13 protein-coding genes are annotated in these 16373 nt (G+C 71.1%); 5 read left to right on the forward strand and 8 right to left on the reverse strand.

Annotation, left to right across the window (positions count from 1 at the left end):
* Both ACIBD9_RS16585 and ACIBD9_RS16590 read right to left on the reverse strand, forming a co-directional pair.
* Nucleotides 1-605: endo-1,4-beta-xylanase (locus tag ACIBD9_RS16585; RefSeq protein WP_396718458.1), on the reverse strand; the 605-nt coding region annotated here is incomplete at its 3' end.
* 340 nt (nt 606-945) lie between these two features.
* Nucleotides 946-2730, reverse strand: coding sequence for a family 43 glycosylhydrolase (locus tag ACIBD9_RS16590; protein WP_396718856.1), 1785 nt, complete (start codon nt 2728-2730; stop codon nt 946-948).
* A gap of 681 nt (nt 2731-3411) precedes the next feature.
* Here ACIBD9_RS16590 and ACIBD9_RS16595 point away from each other — a divergent pair.
* The 3 genes from ACIBD9_RS16595 to ACIBD9_RS16605 all read left to right on the forward strand — a co-directional run bounded on the left by ACIBD9_RS16595 (nt 3412) and on the right by ACIBD9_RS16605 (nt 7844).
* On the forward strand, nt 3412-5745 hold the full coding sequence (locus ACIBD9_RS16595; protein WP_396718461.1) for a beta-L-arabinofuranosidase domain-containing protein: 2334 nt from the start codon (nt 3412-3414) through the stop codon (nt 5743-5745).
* 160 nt (nt 5746-5905) lie between these two features.
* Nucleotides 5906-6844, forward strand: a complete 939-nt coding sequence (locus ACIBD9_RS16600; protein WP_396718463.1) for an SMP-30/gluconolactonase/LRE family protein — start codon at nt 5906-5908, stop codon at nt 6842-6844.
* A gap of 130 nt (nt 6845-6974) precedes the next feature.
* The gene (locus tag ACIBD9_RS16605; RefSeq protein WP_396718466.1) at nt 6975-7844 is read left to right on the forward strand and encodes an endonuclease/exonuclease/phosphatase family protein; all 870 of its coding nucleotides are present in this window, start codon (nt 6975-6977) and stop codon (nt 7842-7844) included.
* Between the two features lie 102 nt (nt 7845-7946).
* Here ACIBD9_RS16605 and ACIBD9_RS16610 read toward each other — a convergent pair whose 3' ends face one another.
* Complete coding sequence (locus ACIBD9_RS16610) at nt 7947-8831, reverse strand: MHYT domain-containing protein (RefSeq protein WP_396718469.1); 885 nt, start codon at nt 8829-8831, stop codon at nt 7947-7949.
* Nucleotides 8832-8998: 167 nt separating this feature from the next.
* Nucleotides 8999-11800: an RNA helicase gene (locus ACIBD9_RS16615; protein ID WP_238659049.1), complete on the reverse strand. Its 2802-nt coding sequence runs from the start codon at nt 11798-11800 to the stop codon at nt 8999-9001.
* A gap of 86 nt (nt 11801-11886) precedes the next feature.
* Between ACIBD9_RS16615 and ACIBD9_RS16620 the strand changes: the two genes are divergently transcribed.
* The gene (locus tag ACIBD9_RS16620; RefSeq protein ID WP_396718471.1) at nt 11887-12657 is read left to right on the forward strand and encodes an HAD family hydrolase; all 771 of its coding nucleotides are present in this window, start codon (nt 11887-11889) and stop codon (nt 12655-12657) included.
* Nucleotides 12658-12740: 83 nt separating this feature from the next.
* Nucleotides 12741-13658 carry an EamA family transporter gene (locus ACIBD9_RS16625; protein WP_396718473.1) on the forward strand — a complete coding sequence of 306 codons (918 nt, stop codon included), beginning with the start codon at nt 12741-12743 and terminating at the stop codon, nt 13656-13658.
* On the opposite strand, the gene ACIBD9_RS16630 is transcribed toward ACIBD9_RS16625, so the two are convergent.
* The 4 genes from ACIBD9_RS16630 to ACIBD9_RS16645 all read right to left on the reverse strand — a co-directional run bounded on the left by ACIBD9_RS16630 (nt 13621) and on the right by ACIBD9_RS16645 (nt 16371).
* Nucleotides 13621-14544, reverse strand: a complete 924-nt coding sequence (locus ACIBD9_RS16630) for a diacylglycerol kinase (RefSeq protein WP_396718858.1) — start codon at nt 14542-14544, stop codon at nt 13621-13623. The two genes, ACIBD9_RS16625 and ACIBD9_RS16630, sit on opposite strands and share 38 nt — an antisense overlap.
* A 138-nt stretch (nt 14545-14682) precedes the next feature.
* The gene (gene tatC / locus ACIBD9_RS16635; RefSeq protein ID WP_396718476.1) at nt 14683-15633 is read right to left on the reverse strand and encodes a twin-arginine translocase subunit TatC; all 951 of its coding nucleotides are present in this window, start codon (nt 15631-15633) and stop codon (nt 14683-14685) included.
* A gap of 18 nt (nt 15634-15651) precedes the next feature.
* Nucleotides 15652-15966 (reverse strand): Sec-independent protein translocase subunit TatA, encoded by a 315-nt coding sequence (gene tatA / locus ACIBD9_RS16640; RefSeq protein ID WP_387169774.1) that lies wholly within the window; start codon nt 15964-15966, stop codon nt 15652-15654.
* A gap of 159 nt (nt 15967-16125) precedes the next feature.
* On the reverse strand, nt 16126-16371 hold the full coding sequence (locus ACIBD9_RS16645) for a hypothetical protein (protein ID WP_387169776.1): 246 nt from the start codon (nt 16369-16371) through the stop codon (nt 16126-16128).
* Nucleotides 16372-16373 lie beyond the last annotated feature (2 nt).

The raw sequence follows: 16373 nt of genomic DNA on the forward strand, positions 1-16373 counted from the left end.
TTGTAACACAACTTCGCACCCGGGTCCGCCGCCCGCGCCGCCCGGAACGCCGCCTCGATCCAGTCGTTGCCGGTGCGCTGCAGGTTCGAGTCACGACGGGCCCCGGAGTTGCCGTCCGCGAACGCCTCGTTCACCACGTCCCAGGCATAGATCTTGCCCCGGAAGTGCGTCGCGACCTGCGTGACGTGGTTGATCGCCGCGTTACGCAACGCGCTGCCGGACATGCCCTGCGCCCAGCCCGGCTGCTGCTGGTACCACAGCAGCGCGTGCCCGCGCACGCTCATGCCGTTGGCCTGCGCGTGACTGACCAGACGATCACCACCGGTGTAGCTGAACCGACCCTGCTGCGGCTCGGTGGCGTCCCACTTCATCTCGTTCTCGGCCACGACACTGTTGAACTCACGGTTCAGAATCGTCGTGTACGCGCTGGTGGACAGCTTGCCCGTCGCGACAGCCGCGCCGAAGTAGCGGCCCTTCTCGGCCGCCGAGGCCCGGAGGGTCGTGCCGGCGCTGGCCGTGGAGGTCAGCGCCATCGTCATCCCGGCGGCGAGAACGCCGGTAACTGCGATGGTCACCGCCGCTCGCAGGGCTCTTCTGTGATTCATGCGGATTCCTTCTCTGTGGTGGTGCAGCGATGGAGGCGCACGCCCGAATCTGCTCCTGCGACATGGGAAACGGCAGCGCCGGTCGCCGTCGCGGCAGCAGTGCGGGGGAAGTCCTGGCCCGACGTCCGGCATGCCCTGGGCGGACGTCGCGCTCCGAGGGGCCACAGCAGGTTCGCCCGGTGAACCACAGGTGCGGCCGCCCTCAACCATCGACTGTGAGCGATAACATGCCGTTCGTCAAGTCGTAACCATCCGGCCCGGGCACCTGTCGCTCCGGCCGCCGTGGTGGGCACGTCGTCGTGCTGCCGGAGCCGTACGAGCACGGCTCCGGCAGCACCCGTCACTGGAACGAGACGTCGTCGACGAGGAGACCGTCGGTGCCCTCGGCCGTCTCCACGTAGAAGGCGGCACCGGACAGCGTGCCGCTCCACGACACGGTCGTCGTGCCGGTGAGCAGGGTCCAACCGTTGACGTTCACCCCCACCGCCGGGGTCAGCTGGAGGTAGTTCGTCGTGCCATTCGCGGTCAGCGACAGCGTCGCCTTCGCCGACGGGGTGCCGCTCTGTGCGCGTACCCAGACGTTTGTGGTGTAGCTCTTGCCGTTGGTGAGCTTGGCGGTCACGTCCTGGCTCGGGCCGTTCCACGCGCCGGTCCGGCCGGTGATCGAGAGCGACCCGCTGCCGCCGTGCGCGACGGTGGTGTTCCTGGCGAGCGTGCCGCTGCCGTGCACACCCCAGCCCGTCGTGCCGTTCTCCACGTCGCCGTTGGTGATCAGGTTGCCGCTGCCGCCGCCAGTGCCGCTGAACTGCCACCAGTTGATGTTGAACAGGTTGCCGCTGCCGCCGGCGAAGCGCAGGTAGAGATCATGGGTGCCGGTCGCTCCGCTCACCGCGCAGGTGGTGGTGGTCCAGGTCTGCCAACCGCCGGTGCCGCCCACGGTGCAGGTGCCCACGGTCGGGCCGCTGGCGCTGTCGAGGCGTACCTCGATCCGGCCGCCGCTGGTGGCCGACGCGACCCGGGCGCTGAACGAGGTCGCACCCGCGCCGAACGCGACGCCCTTGACCTTGATGTAGTCGCCGTTCTCGATCCAACCGACGTTCATCCCGCCCTCGCCGGACACCTCGGTCTCGATCCCCGAGCCCCACGCGATCGTCTCGGCCTCCTGCCGCACGTACGGGTTCAGCGTGCCCACCTGCGGGGCACCCGTGTTCGTCATCGTGATCGTCGGGAACAGGCCACCGCTGGTGTAGTTGAACTTCTCCACCGCGACCGAGCGGGTGTAACCACTACCACCGGGCAACGCCCCGTTGTGATAGAAGAAATACGAACCACCCTGGAAATCGATCACACCCGCGTGATTGGTGAAACTGGCGCCCTGCCGCGGCATGATCGTGCCGCGGTACGTCCACGGCCCCGTCGGTCCCGTCGCCGTGGAGTACGCGATGAACTCCGAGCAGCACTCCGCCGCGAACACGTTGTAATACAGGCCGTTGCGCTTGAACACCCACGGCCCCTCCTCGTACAACGTCGGCCGACTCGCGTTTCCGGTACGGGTACCGAACCCCGCCGTCGTGAGTGGGATACGCGTCGCGCTGCCGGAGAAAGAGATCATGTCCGGGTTCAACCTCACGTACCACAGGCCCGGGTTTCCCCAGTACAGATACGCCTGTCCGTCGTCATCGACGAAGACGGTCGGGTCGATCTCGTTGTTGCCGACAAGTGGTCGACCGAGCGCGTCGCGGAACGGCCCGGTGGGGCTGTCGGCCACCCCGACGCCGATGACCATCTGCCCGTTGGAGCGCTGGCGCACCGGCACGTACCAGTAGAACTTCCCGTTCCGCGCGACGACCTGGCCGGCCCACGCGTTGGCGTCCGCCCAGGCGAAGGTCGCCAGGCTCATCGGCGAGCCGTGGTCGGTCCAGTTCACCATGTCCGCGGACGAGTACACCCGCCACTCACGCATGGTGAAGTAGGTGGACCCGTCCTCGTCATGTCCGGTGTAGAGGTAGACCCGGCCGTTGTGCACCAATGGTGCCGGGTCCGCGGTGTAGATGTTCTGGACGATGGGGTTGTCGGCCTTGGCCGTGCCCGGGACCAGTGCGAGGACGCAGGCCAGACTCGCCAGCCAGGCGACGGCGCGCCTGGCCCGGCTGGTGGCCCGGGTTGTCGTTCGATCTTTCACCTTCACGATTACTCCCACAGAGAGTGCGCGGTGCGCGATGTCTGACTGGCCGAGCCACCGCTGTCCTGACTGCCGCCCGAACGGGCTTCGCCATTCGCATGCCAGCAGTGACCGGTGGTGGTGTTAGCGCTAACAGCTCTTGGCGGACGCCCCCTCCCCTATCTGACCTGGATTTTTGTGAGGTGCGGGATGACCGTCGTAACCACATCGCAGCATTGGTGTATCGACGTTGACATCGAAGATTTACGATGCACCGTACTGAGCGACCGGTCGGGCGTCAACGGGAGGGCGACCATCGGGATCGGTCACCCACCGTCACGATCCAACGATCACGAGCCCAGCAGGTGTCCGTTTCGGACCAGAGCTGCCACCGGACGCGGCACCGGCCCGGTCACGTCGCCACCGGTCGGGTCGGCGAGGTGCCCCGGGGGTTGCGGGCGTGTTAACGACGAACTATGTTAGCGATCACATCGATGTGCCGCGATAAGCGCCAGGGGTGGGCACCCGGCGTCCACGGCGACCGCGAGCGCGACCCACCACCCACCCGTCGTCGGCCCTGCGCCGCCGACGCCCCCACCGCCATCGATGGCGGCCCCGACGTACCCGGCCACCTGGAGGTTCCCCATGCCACCCCCGCCCCTCAGCCGCCGCCACCTGCTTCAGGCCGCCGGAGCCACCGTGGTGGTCTCCGCGACCGGCGCCGTCGTCTCCCCCGCCAGCGCGTCCGCGGCGGTCGTGCCCCCGGCCCGGTCCGACATCGGCGTCTCGGCGTACGCATTCGACCCCGGTCAGGTACGACTCACCTCCGGTCGCTGGATGGACAACCAGACCCGGACGCTGAACTACCTGCGGTTCGTCGACGTCGACCGGATGCTCTACAACTTCCGCGCCAACCACCGGTTGTCCACCAACGGCGCCGCCACCAACGGCGGCTGGGACGCGCCGAACTTCCCGTTCCGGACCCACATGCAGGGCCACTTCCTGAGCGCGTGGGCGTACGCGTACGCGGTGCTCGGCGACACCACCTGCCGGGACAAGGCCAACTACATGGTGGCCGAGTTGGCCAAGTGCCAGGCCAACAACGGCGCCGCCGGGTTCGGCGCGGGTTACCTCTCCGGTTTCCCGGAGTCCGACTTCACCGCGCTCGAGGCACGGACGCTGTCCAACGGCAACGTGCCCTACTACTGCATCCACAAGACCCTCGCCGGTCTGCTCGACGTCTGGCGCTACATCGGCAACACGCAGGCCCGTACGGTGCTGCTGTCGCTGGCGGGCTGGGTCGACACCCGGACGAGCCGACTGAGCTCCAGCCAGATGCAGTCGATGCTCGGCACCGAGTTCGGGGGCATGAACGACGTGCTCGCCGACATCTACCAGCAGACCGGCGACAGCCGGTGGCTCGCCACCGCACAGCGGTTCGACCACAACTCCGTGTTCAACCCCCTGGCCTCCAACCAGGACCAGCTCAACGGGCTGCACGCCAACACGCAGGTGCCCAAGTGGATCGGGGCTGCCCGCGAGTACAAGGCCACCGGGACCACCCGTTACCGGGACATCGCCAGCAACGCGTGGCGGATCACCGTCGGCGCGCACACGTACGCCATCGGCGGCAACAGCCAGGCGGAGCACTTCCGAGCGCCGAACGCGATCGCCGGGTACCTCAGCAACGACACCTGCGAGCAGTGCAACACGTACAACATGCTCAAACTGACCCGGGAGCTGTGGCTGCTCGACCCGAGCCGGGCGGACTACTTCGACTTCTACGAGCGCGCGCTGATCAACCACCTGATCGGCGGCCAGAACCCGGCCGACAGCCACGGCCACATCACCTACTTCACCCCGCTGCGGCCGGGTGGTCGTCGGGGCGTGGGCCCGGCGTGGGGTGGCGGCACCTGGAGCACCGACTACAACTCGTTCTGGTGCTGCCAGGGCACCGGCCTGGAAATCAACACGAGGTTGATGGACTCCATCTACTTCTACAACGGCACCACGTTGAGCGTGAACCTGTTCGCGCCATCCGTGCTGAACTGGACGCAGCGCGGCATCACGGTCACCCAGACCACCAGCTTCCCGGTCAGTGACACCAGCACCCTGACCCTGAGCGGCTCGATGAGCGGCTCGTGGAGCATCCGGGTGCGGATCCCGTCCTGGACCAGCGGTGCGACGATCGCCGTCAACGGCACGGTGGAGAACGTCGCCGCCACACCGGGCAGCTACGCCACGGTCACCCGCACCTGGGCCGCCGGCGACACCATCACCGTGCGGCTGCCGATGCAGGTCGCCGTCCGGGCCGCCAACGACAACGCCAACGTCGGCGCGATCACGTACGGCCCCTCGGTGCTGGCCGGCAACTACGGCAACACGTCGCTGAGCACCCTGCCCGCCCTCACCGTCTCCTCGATCACCCGGACCAGCACCAGCTCGCTCGCGTTCACCGCCAGCGCCAACGGGTCCACGGTGAACCTCGGCCCCTTCTACGACGCCCACGGCTTCAACTACACGGTCTACTGGAACACCAGCGGAAGCGGCGGCGGCAGCGGCAGCTACCGCCTGCAGAACGTCGGCACCGGGCTGGTCCTCGGTGTCCAGAACATGTCCACCGCAGACGGTGGTCTGGCCGTGCAGTGGAGCGACAGCGGCACCGCCGACCACAACTGGGTGGTCGTGACCGACGGCAACGCGGTCCGGTTCCGCAACGTCAACAGCGGCAAGGTGCTGGGTGTGGAGAACATGTCCACCGCCGACAACGCCCGGGTCCTGCAGTGGGCGGACAACGGCACCGCCGACCACCGGTGGATCCTCGTGGACAACGGCGACGGGACCTACAAGATCCGCAACGTCAACAGCAACAAGCTGCTCGGGATCCTGAACGGGTCGACCGCCATGGGTGCGCAGGCCGTGCAGGATTCGGACAACGGCAGCGCGGACAACAGGTGGCGGCTGGTCCGCAACGCCTGACAGCCGCCCCGCTCGACGGGCTCACCGGCGCGGTCACCCGAAGGCCGCGCCGGTGACGCCGGGCGGACGCCCGCGAGCGGTCGTACAGTGGGGAGGGTCCTGGCCCCAGTGAACGTGGCGGACGTGTCGGCTCGTGCCGCTTCCGCCCGGAAGGAGCACAGTGAACCGCCCCCTCCGCACCACGCTCGTCGGCGCGTTGACCGCCGTCATGCTGGCCACCGTCGCCGTCGCGCCGGCGCAGGCGCACCCCACCGGGCGGCCGCCGGCCGTCCTCGACCTCCCCGACGGTTTCCAGCCCGAGGGCATCGCCACCGCCGGCCGGTACGCCTACTTCGGCTCCCGCGCCACCGGTGAGATCCACCGTGTCGACCTGGTCACCGGCCGGGGCACGACGATCGGCGCGGCCACCGGCACCCCGTCGCTCGGTCTCAAGGTCGACCCACGTGGCCGGCTCTTCGTCTCCGGCGGAACCGCCGGCGACGCCCGCGTGCTCGACACCCGCACCGGCGAGCTGCTGGCCCGCTACCAGTTCGCCACCGCCCCGACGTTCGTCAACGACGTCGTCCTGACCCGCGACGCCGCGTACTTCACCGACTCGAACCGGCCGGTGCTCTACCGGCTGCCGCTCGGTCGCGGTGGGGCGCTGCCGCCCACCGACGCCTTCACCACCATCACGCTGACCGGCGCGTACGAGCAGGTCGGCACCGGCGTGAACCTCAACGGCATCGCCACCACACCGGACGGCCGGGCGCTGATCGTCGTCCAGTCCAACACCGGCACGCTGTACCGGGTCGACCCGCGGACCGGCGCGAGCACCGTCGTCGACGTGCCGGGCCACACCTTCGCCAACGGCGACGGACTGTTGCTGCTCGGCCGCACCCTCTACGTCGTGCAGAACCGTCTCAACCAGATCGCGGTGGTCCGGCTGAACAACGCCGGCACCGCCGGAGCGCTCACCGGCACCATCACCGACCCGAACTTCGACGTGCCCACCACCGTCGCCAAGGCGTCGGGCCGGCTCTACCTGCCCAACGCCCGGTTCACCACACCGCCGACCCCCACCACGCCGTACACGGCCGTCGCGGTCCGCGCCCACTGAGCGACCCGAGGGGGTACGCGCCACGCGTACCCCCTCGGCCCACCGCTGTGGATCTCGAACGCCGATCGGCCGCCAGTAGGATCACTGGCACCTCGGCGATGACCGTCGCCTCGCGCCCCCCGGAGTCCGTGTGGCCGCCCGTCCGTACCGGTTCCTGCGTCGAACCCTGGCCGTGGGCTGCCTACTCGTCGCCGCCGCACTGCCGGCCGCACCGCCGACCTTCCCCACCGACGCCACGGACGCCCCGCAGGCCACGGTCGTGCGGATGCTCCAGCTGAACCTCTGCAACAGTGGCCGCGCCGGCTGCTACACCGGCCGGGCGATGACCAGGGCCGCCGAGGTGATCACCGCCGAGGCACCCGACCTGGTCACCCTCAACGAGATCTGCGCGGACGACCTCCCCGCCCTGCACGACGTGTTCGAAACCGTTCACCCTGGCCGGACCGTCGTGAGCGCGTTCCAGGCCGCCGGCGACCGCCCGAGCGGCGACGACACCCGCTGCCGCAACGGTCAACGGTTCGGCATCGGGCTGCTGACCCACGTGCCGGCGCCGACCAGCCCGCGCACCGTGTACGCCGGGACCCACCCGACGCAGGACCTGGCGGACCCCGAGGAACGAGCCTGGCTCTGCGTCGACGTCGACGGCGCCCTGCTCGCCTGCACCACCCACCTGTCGGCCACCGGCTACCGCGTCGCGCTGACCCAGTGCGACCACCTGCTCGACACCATCCTGCCGAGGATCAGTCGCCACGCCGGGTACGAGCCCACCGTGCTGGGCGGCGACCTCAACCTGCTCGCCGGCCACGACCCCGACGTGCGGGCCTGCACACCGCCGGGCCACCAGCGGATCGACGACGGCCGACTGCAACACATCACGGCGACGACCGACATCACGCTCTGCTGTCGCGCCCTGGTGCCCATGCACGGGGCGACCGACCACCCCGGCCTGCTGGTCACCCTCACCATCGACCGCAGCCGGCCCGGCCGCCGACCGTCCTGACCGCCCGGTCCGGGCGCGGATGGGGCGGGCGGCAACGCCCGGCCGGCCAGCCCGAGCAGACCGTGCTCGCGCAGCAGGACGCGGCCCGCCCGCCGCACGGTGTCAGCGCGGCGGCGTGTCCCGGCGGGACGGGAACGGCGTACCCGGCTGGCCGAGGGCGGAGCGGGCGCGCAACCCGACCGGGTCGGGCGCAGCGGTGGGCGTCGGAGCCGCCGGTTCCGAGAGCCGCCGCCCGTCCAGGTACGCGGTGGCGGCCCGGTCGTCGTCGGTCGGGGCGGCGAGCAGCGCGTAGAGCAGACCGACCACCCCGAAGACCACCGCCAGCACGATGGGTACCAGCAGGGTGCTCACGCCGGTGCCGGTCACCTCGCCGGCGCCGTCGTGGCGGTGCACCGACAGGGCGCTCATGCCGGTGAAGTGCATCCCGTTGACGGCGATGCCCATGACCAGCGCGGAAGCGAAGATCGCCAGCCCCCGCCGGACGGTCATCGCGAGCCACAGGGCGACCGTGGACGCCACCAGGGCGATGACCACCGAGAGCACGACCCGGTCGGTGTCGTAACCGAGGCTGCCGTTGAGGCGCATGGCGGCCATGCCGGTGTAGTGCATGGAGGCCACCCCGACACCGGTGAAGACGCCGCCGGCGATCAGTCGGACCGGGTTCAGCCGGCCGGTGCCCACGATGGCCAGGCCGATACCGACCGCCACCACGGCGATGGCCGTGCTGGCCGCGGTCAACGGCACGTCGTAACGGATCCGGGTGTTCTCGACGGCGAAGCCGAGCATGGCCATGAAGTGCATCGCCCAGATGGCGGTGCCGCCCAGTGCCCAGGCCGACAGCAGACCCCACCACGCCCGCTGACCGCTCGTCCGGGCCGTGCGGATGCGACCGGCGCAGACCAGACCGAGGATCGAACCGAGCACGGACAGCGCGTAGCTCAGCGCGGGCGTGATCCACCCGTACTCAAAGTGATTGATCTCCGCCACGGCGGGTTTCTCCCCATTCGTTACCGACGCGTCAACAAGACGCCTCGGCAATGATCAGGGGTGCCGTGATCAGGCGCAACACTGCCCCCGGGGGCTATCCGAGGGGTGCCATTGCGGTGACCGTCAGCTGCGTCGATTCCCCGACGAAGATGAACCGAGCGTAATGATCAGGCTGACGTGTGGTACGCGAGAACGCCCCGATTGACGGCCGCTATAGCCTGTCGCGCGGTGGACCGCAGTTCCGTTGTGGCACCACCGGAGTCGGCAATCTGACCGAGCAGGTCAACGACCTGTCGGGCCCACCGGACGAAGTCACCGGCGGGCATCTCACCATCGATCTCGTGACCGCTGCCGAGCACCTTGGCCAGCGCCTCGCCGCGCGCCCACCGGTAGACGGGCCAGGCGAAACCAAGATCCGGCTCCCGGGTCGCGGTCAACCCCCGCGCCGCCTCGTCGGCCTCGATCTCCCCCCACAGCTTCAGCGTCTCGTCCACCGCGTCGGCCACCGGCCCGCGCGGCAGCGACGCCCGCTCGTCGACGTCACGCCGTGCCTCGAACACCACCACGGACACCGCGGAGGCCAGCTCGGCCGGGGACAGCCCGTTCCACACCCCCCGGCGCAGACACTCGGCGACCAGCAGGTCCGCCTCGGTCCAGATCCGGCCCAGCATCCGACCGGCGTCGGTCACCGCGCCGTCGCGGGCCAGGTAACCCCGCTCGGTCAGCAACGCCACGATCCGGTCGAACGTCCGAGCGAGGGACCCCGTACGACCACTGACGCGCTCGCGCAACTCCTCGGTGTCGCGCTCCAGCCGCCGACGCCGCTCCGCCCAGCGGGCGTGCTCCTCCCGCTCCGGGCAGGCGTGGCAGGGGTGGTTGCGCAGCTCGGTGCGGAGCTGGGTGATCCGGTGGTCCTCGCCGGTCACCTGCCGGGAACGACCCCCGCGTCGGCCGCCGTGCCGGTCCAGGCCGGTGCCGCTGACCTCGGCGGCGAGATCCCGCCGGGCGCCCGGGGACCGGTGGTTGAAGTGCTTGGGCACACGGATGCGGGCCAGCACCTCGGCCGGGGTGGTGAAGTCGCCGGGGCTGACCCGCCCGGCCCAGCGGTCCTGCGTGAGCACCAGCGGCCGGGGCTCACCGAACCCGCCGGTCGCCGGGTCCAGCACCACAGCCAGCCCGGCCCGACGGCCCGACGGCACCCGGATCACATCGCCGACCCGCAGCCGCTCCAACGAGGCCACCGCGGCGGCCTTGCGCTGGGTCTGCCCCTGCCGGGCGATCGCCTTCTCCCGGTCGGCGATCGCCACCCGCAGCGCGAAGTACTCGTCGAAGTCGCCGTGGTGGCAGGCCGCCTCCGCGCCGTACGCCTCGATGGTCTCGGTGTTGCGCTGCACCTGCCGGGCCAGGCCGACCACCGACCGGTCCGCCTGGAACTGGGCGAACGAGGACTCCAGCAGAGCCCGGGCCGGCTCCGCGCCGACCGTGCCGACCAGGTTCACGGCCATGTTGTACGACGGTCGGAAGCTGGAGCGCAGCGGGTAGGTGCGGGTGGACGCGAGCCCGGCCACCTGCCGTGGGTCGACCTCCGGAGACCACACCACGACGGCGTGCCCCTCCACGTCGATGCCACGGCGGCCGGCGCGCCCGGTGAGCTGCGTGTACTCCCCCGGGGTCAAGTCGACGTGCGCCTCGCCGTTGTACTTCACCAGCCGTTCCAGGACCACGCAGCGGGCCGGCATGTTGATGCCCAACGCCAGGGTCTCGGTGGCGAACACCGCCTTGACCAGGCCCCGGACGAACAACTCCTCGACGACCTCCTTGAACACCGGCAGCATGCCGGCGTGGTGGGCGGCCAGGCCCCGTTCCAAGCCGTCCAGCCACTCCCAGTAGCCCAGGACCGACAGGTCCTCGCCGGGGATGGCGGTGACCCGGGACTCGACGACCCGGCGGATCTCGGCCCGCTCCTCCGCCGAGGTGAGTCGCAGCCCGGCGGCGAGACACTGCTGCACCGCGGCGGCGCAGCCGGCCCGGCTGAAGATGAACAGGATCGCCGGTAGCAGACCCTCCCGGTCCAGTCGGTCGACGATGTCCGGGCGCGACGGGCCACGCCAGCGCGGGCCACGCCGGCCGGCACCCGGCCCCGCGCTGCGCCCCTCGCCCAACTCCAGCCGCCGCGCGGTCTCCCGGGTGTAACGCAGCAGCTCCGGGTGCACGTCGTGCTTGCGGGCGGCGTCGGCGTCGTGGAACAGGTCGAACATCCGCTTGCCGACAAGCATGTGCTGCCACAACGGCACCGGCCGGTGCTCACTGACCACCACGGCGGTCTCGCCGCGCACGGTGACCAGCCAGTCGGCGAACTCCTCGGCGTTGGAGACGGTCGCCGACAACGAGATCAGGGTGACCGAGGCGGGCAGGTGAATGATCACCTCTTCCCACACCCCACCGCGGAACCGGTCGGCCAGGTAGTGCACCTCGTCCATCACCACGTACGCGAGACCCTGCAGGGTGCTGGAGCCCGCGTAGAGCATGTTGCGCAGCACCTCGGTGGTCATCACCACCACCGGGGCGTCGCCGTTGATCGCGTTGTCGCCGGTCAGCAGGCCGACCTGCTCGGCGCCGTACCGGGCGACCAGGTCGTGGTACTTCTGGTTGGACAACGCCTTGATCGGCGTGGTGTAGAAGCACTTGCGCCGCGCCGGCGGGGTCGTCGCGTCGGCCGCGGGCACCGGGTCGTCGGGCCGCCCGCGTAACGCCAGGTGGACGGCGAACTCCCCGACCACCGTCTTACCGGCACCGGTGGGGGCGCAGACCAGCACACCGCTGCCCCGCTCCAGCGACTGACACGCCTCCCGCTGGAAGTCGTCGAGGTCGAACCCCAACTCGAGGGCGAACTCGTTCAGCGCCGGAAACTGTGCGGCTTGTGCGGCCTTGCGGCGCGCCGCTGCGTACCGCTCGGCGGGGCTCGACATGACTCCAAGATTAGTGCGTGCCGAGTCACACCACCCCACAAGGCCGTCCGGAGGCGCGGTCGGGGGCGGTCGGTAGGGTGCACGGCGTGCCGGACCATGCCGAACCGCCCCAGACCAGTCCGCCGGGCACCTCCGAGGCGCCCGCCGCCCGCCGGGCGTCCCGACGCCCTGTCAAGGCGGTGCTCTTCGACTTCCACGGCACCCTGGCCCAGGTGGAGGACCCCCGGCAGTGGGTGCTGGAGGCCGCGGCGGCGTGCGGTGTCACCCTGGACCGGGTCCGCGCCACCTCGCTGGCCGACCGGCTGCTGACCGCCGGCCGCGCCGGCGGGCCACTGCCGGCGCGGGTGCCACCCCGACTGGCCGAACTGTGGGCCGACCGGGACCTCTACCAACACGCCCACCGGGGCGCGTACACCGGGCTGGCCGAGACCGTCGACGCCGGCATCGACGGCTTCGCCGACGCGCTCTACGAGCGGCTGCTGACCGCCGAGGGCTGGCTACCGTACGCCGACACCACCCCCACGCTGACCGCGCTGCGCGACGCCGGGGTGCCGGTGGCGGTGGTCAGCAACATCGGTTTCGACCTGCGGCCACACTTCGACGCCTGGGGGCTGACCGACCTGGTCGGCGCGTTCGTGCTCTCGTACGAGGTGGGGCGCTGCAAACCCGACCCGGCGATCTTCTGGCGGGCCTGCGGGATGCTGGGCGTCGACCCGGAGCAGACGCTGATGGTCGGTGACACCCCGGCGGACGCGGGCGCGGTGGCGGCCGGCTGCTCGGTGCTGGTGCTCCCGGCGGCCGAGCCGGGCCGGGAGAACGGGCTGGGCGCCGTGCTCGACCTCGCCCTGCCGGCCTGAGCGACCCCGGCGCGTCCCGTGCCCGTTCTTGGTCACACGGGTGGACACCGCCGCAGGATGGCAGCGTCGGAGCGCCTACCGTCGTGCCCGTGACCGACACCCTGCTGCCCACGCCACGGTCGGGCGAGACACGACCGGCCGGGCGCGGTGGCGTCGCCGCCGTGGGAATGGTGCTCGGTGGGGCCCTGTCGGTGCAGTTCGGCTCCGCCGTGGCCGCGCTGCTCTTCCCGCGCACCGGGGTGGCCGGCGCGGTGACCCTGCGGCTGACCATCTCGGCGGTGCTGCTGCTCGTCGTGTGCCGGCCCCGACTACGCGGGCACGACCGGTCGGCCTGGCTCGCGGCCGGCGCGTTCGGGCTGGCGCTGGCCGGCATGAACTCGCTGTTCTACCAGGCCATCGAACGCATCCCGCTGGGCCCGGCGGTGACGCTCGAGGTGCTCGGCCCGTTGGCGCTGTCGGTGTTCTCCGCCCGCCGACTGGCCAGTTGGGGCTGGGCGGGGCTCGCACTGGCCGGGGTGGCGCTGCTCGGGCAGGGCGGCTTCGACCGGCTGAACCCGGTCGGGGTGGCCTTCGCGTTCGGCGCGGGCGCCATGTGGGCCGCGTACATCGTGCTGAGCGCCCGGGTCGGCGGCCGCTTTCCCGGCGCGGACGGACTGGCCCTGGCGCTGACCCTCGCCGCGCTGGTCACCCTGCCGCTGGGCATCGTCGACGGCGGTGCGGTGCTGCTCGACCCGCCGGTGCTGGCGCTCGGCACCGCCCTCGCGGTGCTCGCCTCCGGGCTGCCCTACACCCTGGAGCTGCTGGCGCTACGGCGGATGCCCACCGCCACCTTCGCGGTACTGATGAGCCTCGGCCCCGCCATCGCCACGCTCGCCGGGTGGCTGGTGCTGCGGCAGGCGCTGACCCTGCTGGAGTGCGCCGCCATCGTGCTGGTCATCGCGGCGAGCATCGGCGCGGTACGGGTCAACGCAGCAGCCGCAGGGCGCCCGGAACCGCGCTGACCGTCACCGGCAGCTCCAGGGAGCGTTCCCCGTCGGCGTACGAGGTGATGCCCTCGGCGGCCAACTCCACGGTGCGGGCCCGGAAGCTGCGCACCAGCGGGTGGCTGACGTGGGTGCCCTGGTAGATGCGCGGCTTCACCCGGATGAGGGTCCGCCGGTTGACCCGACCCGCCACCACCACGTCGAGCAGCCCGTCGGTCGGGTCCGCGTCGGGGCAGATCCGCATCCCACCGCCGTACGTGGGGCAGTTGCCCACCGCCACGAGCACCGCGTCCAGGTCGTGCGGCACCCCGTCGAGGCGCAGCGTGTAACGCCGTGGGCGCAGCCGGGCCAGCTCGACGAGGATCGCCAGGTCGTACCGGCGCGGGCCGCGGGGCCAGCGCATCCGGTTGGCCCGCTCGTTGACGATCGCGTCGAACCCGGCCGCGAGGACCGCCCCGAACCAGCGCTCGACGCCGTCGACCCCGACCATCCGGGCCAGGTCGATCGGTTGACTGCGGCCGTCGCGCACCGCCTCGGCGATCACCGCCGCCGCCTCCAGAGGGTCGGCCGGGAAACCGGTGTCCAGGGCGAAGTCGTTGCCCGTGCCGGCCGGGATCGGGCCGAACGGCACGTCGGTGCCGGCGACCGCCTGCAACGCCCGGTGCACGGTGCCGTCCCCACCGACCGCCACCAACGCGCCGGCGGCGTCGGCGACGGCGGCCCGGCACGCCGCCTCCGCCTCGGCGGGACTGGACGCCGGCAACAGCCGGACCGGCCGCCCGGCGGCGGCCAAGGCGTCCAGCAGCCGGGGCAGCAGGGCGCGGTGCCGTCCGCGACCGGCGGTCGGGTTGGCGAGCACGGCGACCGGGCCGGGCCGGTGATCGTCTGCGGTCACGGGCAGCACCGTACCGGTCGGACACCCGCCGTTCACCAGGGGCAGGCGCCGTCACCATCGGTTCCGCCGCCGGCGCTCGACGTGACGCGACGACGCCGCCCCCGCGGAAACGGGGACGGCGTCGGTGGACCGGGCGGCGCGGGGCCGTCAGGTCATGTCGTCGTAGCGGCGTTCGATCGGGGCCGGCTTGGCGATCGGCTCGGGTACGCCGATCGGCGCGGTCGAGTCGACCCGCTGCCCGGCCACGACCGGGTCCGCGTCGAACTCCAACGGCGACACCTCGTCGTCGTCGATGCCGGCGTAGATCTCCTTGCCCCGCCCACGCCGCCGGTCGTTGAGGAACGCGATGCCCACCGCGCCGAAGTAGAGCGCGGAGAGACAGATCGCCAGCGCGGTCATCCCGAACGGGTCCGGAGTGGGGGTGACCACGGCGGAGAACGCGAAGAACACGAAGATCGCCACCCGCCACCAGCTGAGCAACCGCTTCGCGCTGGCGATGCCCACGAAGTTGAGCATCAGCACGACGAGCGGGAACTCGAACGCCACACCGAACAACAGGATCAGGTTGGTGACGAAGGAGATGTACTTGGTGATCTCCAGTGTCGTGCTGATCTCGCTGTCCGAGATGCTGAGCAGGAACTCCAGGCCCTTGGCCGTGACGAAGTACGCCAGCACCGCGCCGGCCGCGAACAGCGGCGCGGCGAGGGCGGTGAAGAAGTACGCGTAGCGCCGCTCGTGCCGGTGCAGGCCGGGCGCGATGAACGCCCAGAGCTGGTAGAGCCAGATCGGCGCGGCCACGATCAACCCGACCCAGAGCGCGACCTTCAGGTTGAGCAGGAACAGGTCGGCCGGGCCGAGCTGCACGAACTCGCACTTGCCGTCGACGAATCTGGCCTGGGGCAGCTTGCAGTAGGGCTGCTGGAGAAGGTGCAGCACCGGCTTCGCCAGCCAGAAACCGAAGCCGAAGCCGATGAGGATCGCCACGGACGCACGGAAGAGACGGTTACGCAGCTCACGGACATGCTCGATGAGCGTCATCGAGCCGTCGGCGGCCCGTTCGAACGTGCTCGGGCCGCGTTTACGCAGTGCGAAGGCCACGGGAGTGGGGCCCTTCGGTCAGTTGTCGCGGACGCGGTGCACCGGGTCGACGACCGGCTGCTGCGGCGGCGCCTGCTGGTACGGGGCCTGCTGCGGCTGGCCAGCGTACGGCGCCTGCTGCCCGACGTGCGGCGGCAGCGGCTGGTAGCCGGCCTGCGCGTCGGCCTTCTCGGCGAGGTCGCGGTCGTCGTCCTGCAGGCTCTTGGTCTCGGCCTTGATGATCCGCAGCGACCGACCCAGCGAACGGGCCGCGTCGGGGAGCCGCTTCGCACCGAAGAGCAGGATCAGCACAACCACGAGAACAGCGATGTGCCACGGCTTGAGGGCACCCATGAGAAGCTCCAGTCGCTCTGTGTCCGGGGGGTGGTACGCAGCCCATCGTACGTGCGGATCGGCTGCCCGCCACCCGCTGGGTGGTGGTGGTCTGGGCGAAGGGGTGAAGTCTTGACCAACCCGCGATGATCCGTCAACCACCGCCGGGCGCGTGCTCGGTCAGCCGCGCTTGGCCTTGATCACCGCGAGCCGCCGGGATGTGGTGTCGACCCGACGTTGAACGTCCTCGGCACGCTGTTGCAGCGCCTCGGCGGTCTCCCGCAGCGCCTCGGCCTCGACGGCCCGCCGCTGCAACGCCACGGCGGCGCGGCGCAGTCGGGGCAGCCGGGCCAGCACCGGGCGCACGGCCAGCGCCAGCGCCACGAGGGGTAGCAGCACCACCGCGAGCACGATCCAGATCAGCACGG

The sequence above is a fragment of the Micromonospora sp. NPDC050784 genome (genome assembly GCF_044456765.1).
Classification (GTDB): Bacteria; Actinomycetota; Actinomycetes; order Mycobacteriales; family Micromonosporaceae; genus Micromonospora; species Micromonospora foliorum.

Bases quoted from the DNA above. Each gene is read 5' to 3' on its own strand.
- ACIBD9_RS16615 (WP_238659049.1), bottom strand. From the start codon at position 11,800: ATGTCGAGCCCCGCCGAGCGGTACGCAGCGGCGCGCCGCAAGGCCGCA.
- tatA (WP_387169774.1), bottom strand. From the start codon at position 15,966: ATGGGTGCCCTCAAGCCGTGGCACATCGCTGTTCTCGTGGTTGTGCTG.
- ACIBD9_RS16595 (WP_396718461.1), top strand. From the start codon at position 3,412: ATGCCACCCCCGCCCCTCAGCCGCCGCCACCTGCTTCAGGCCGCCGGA.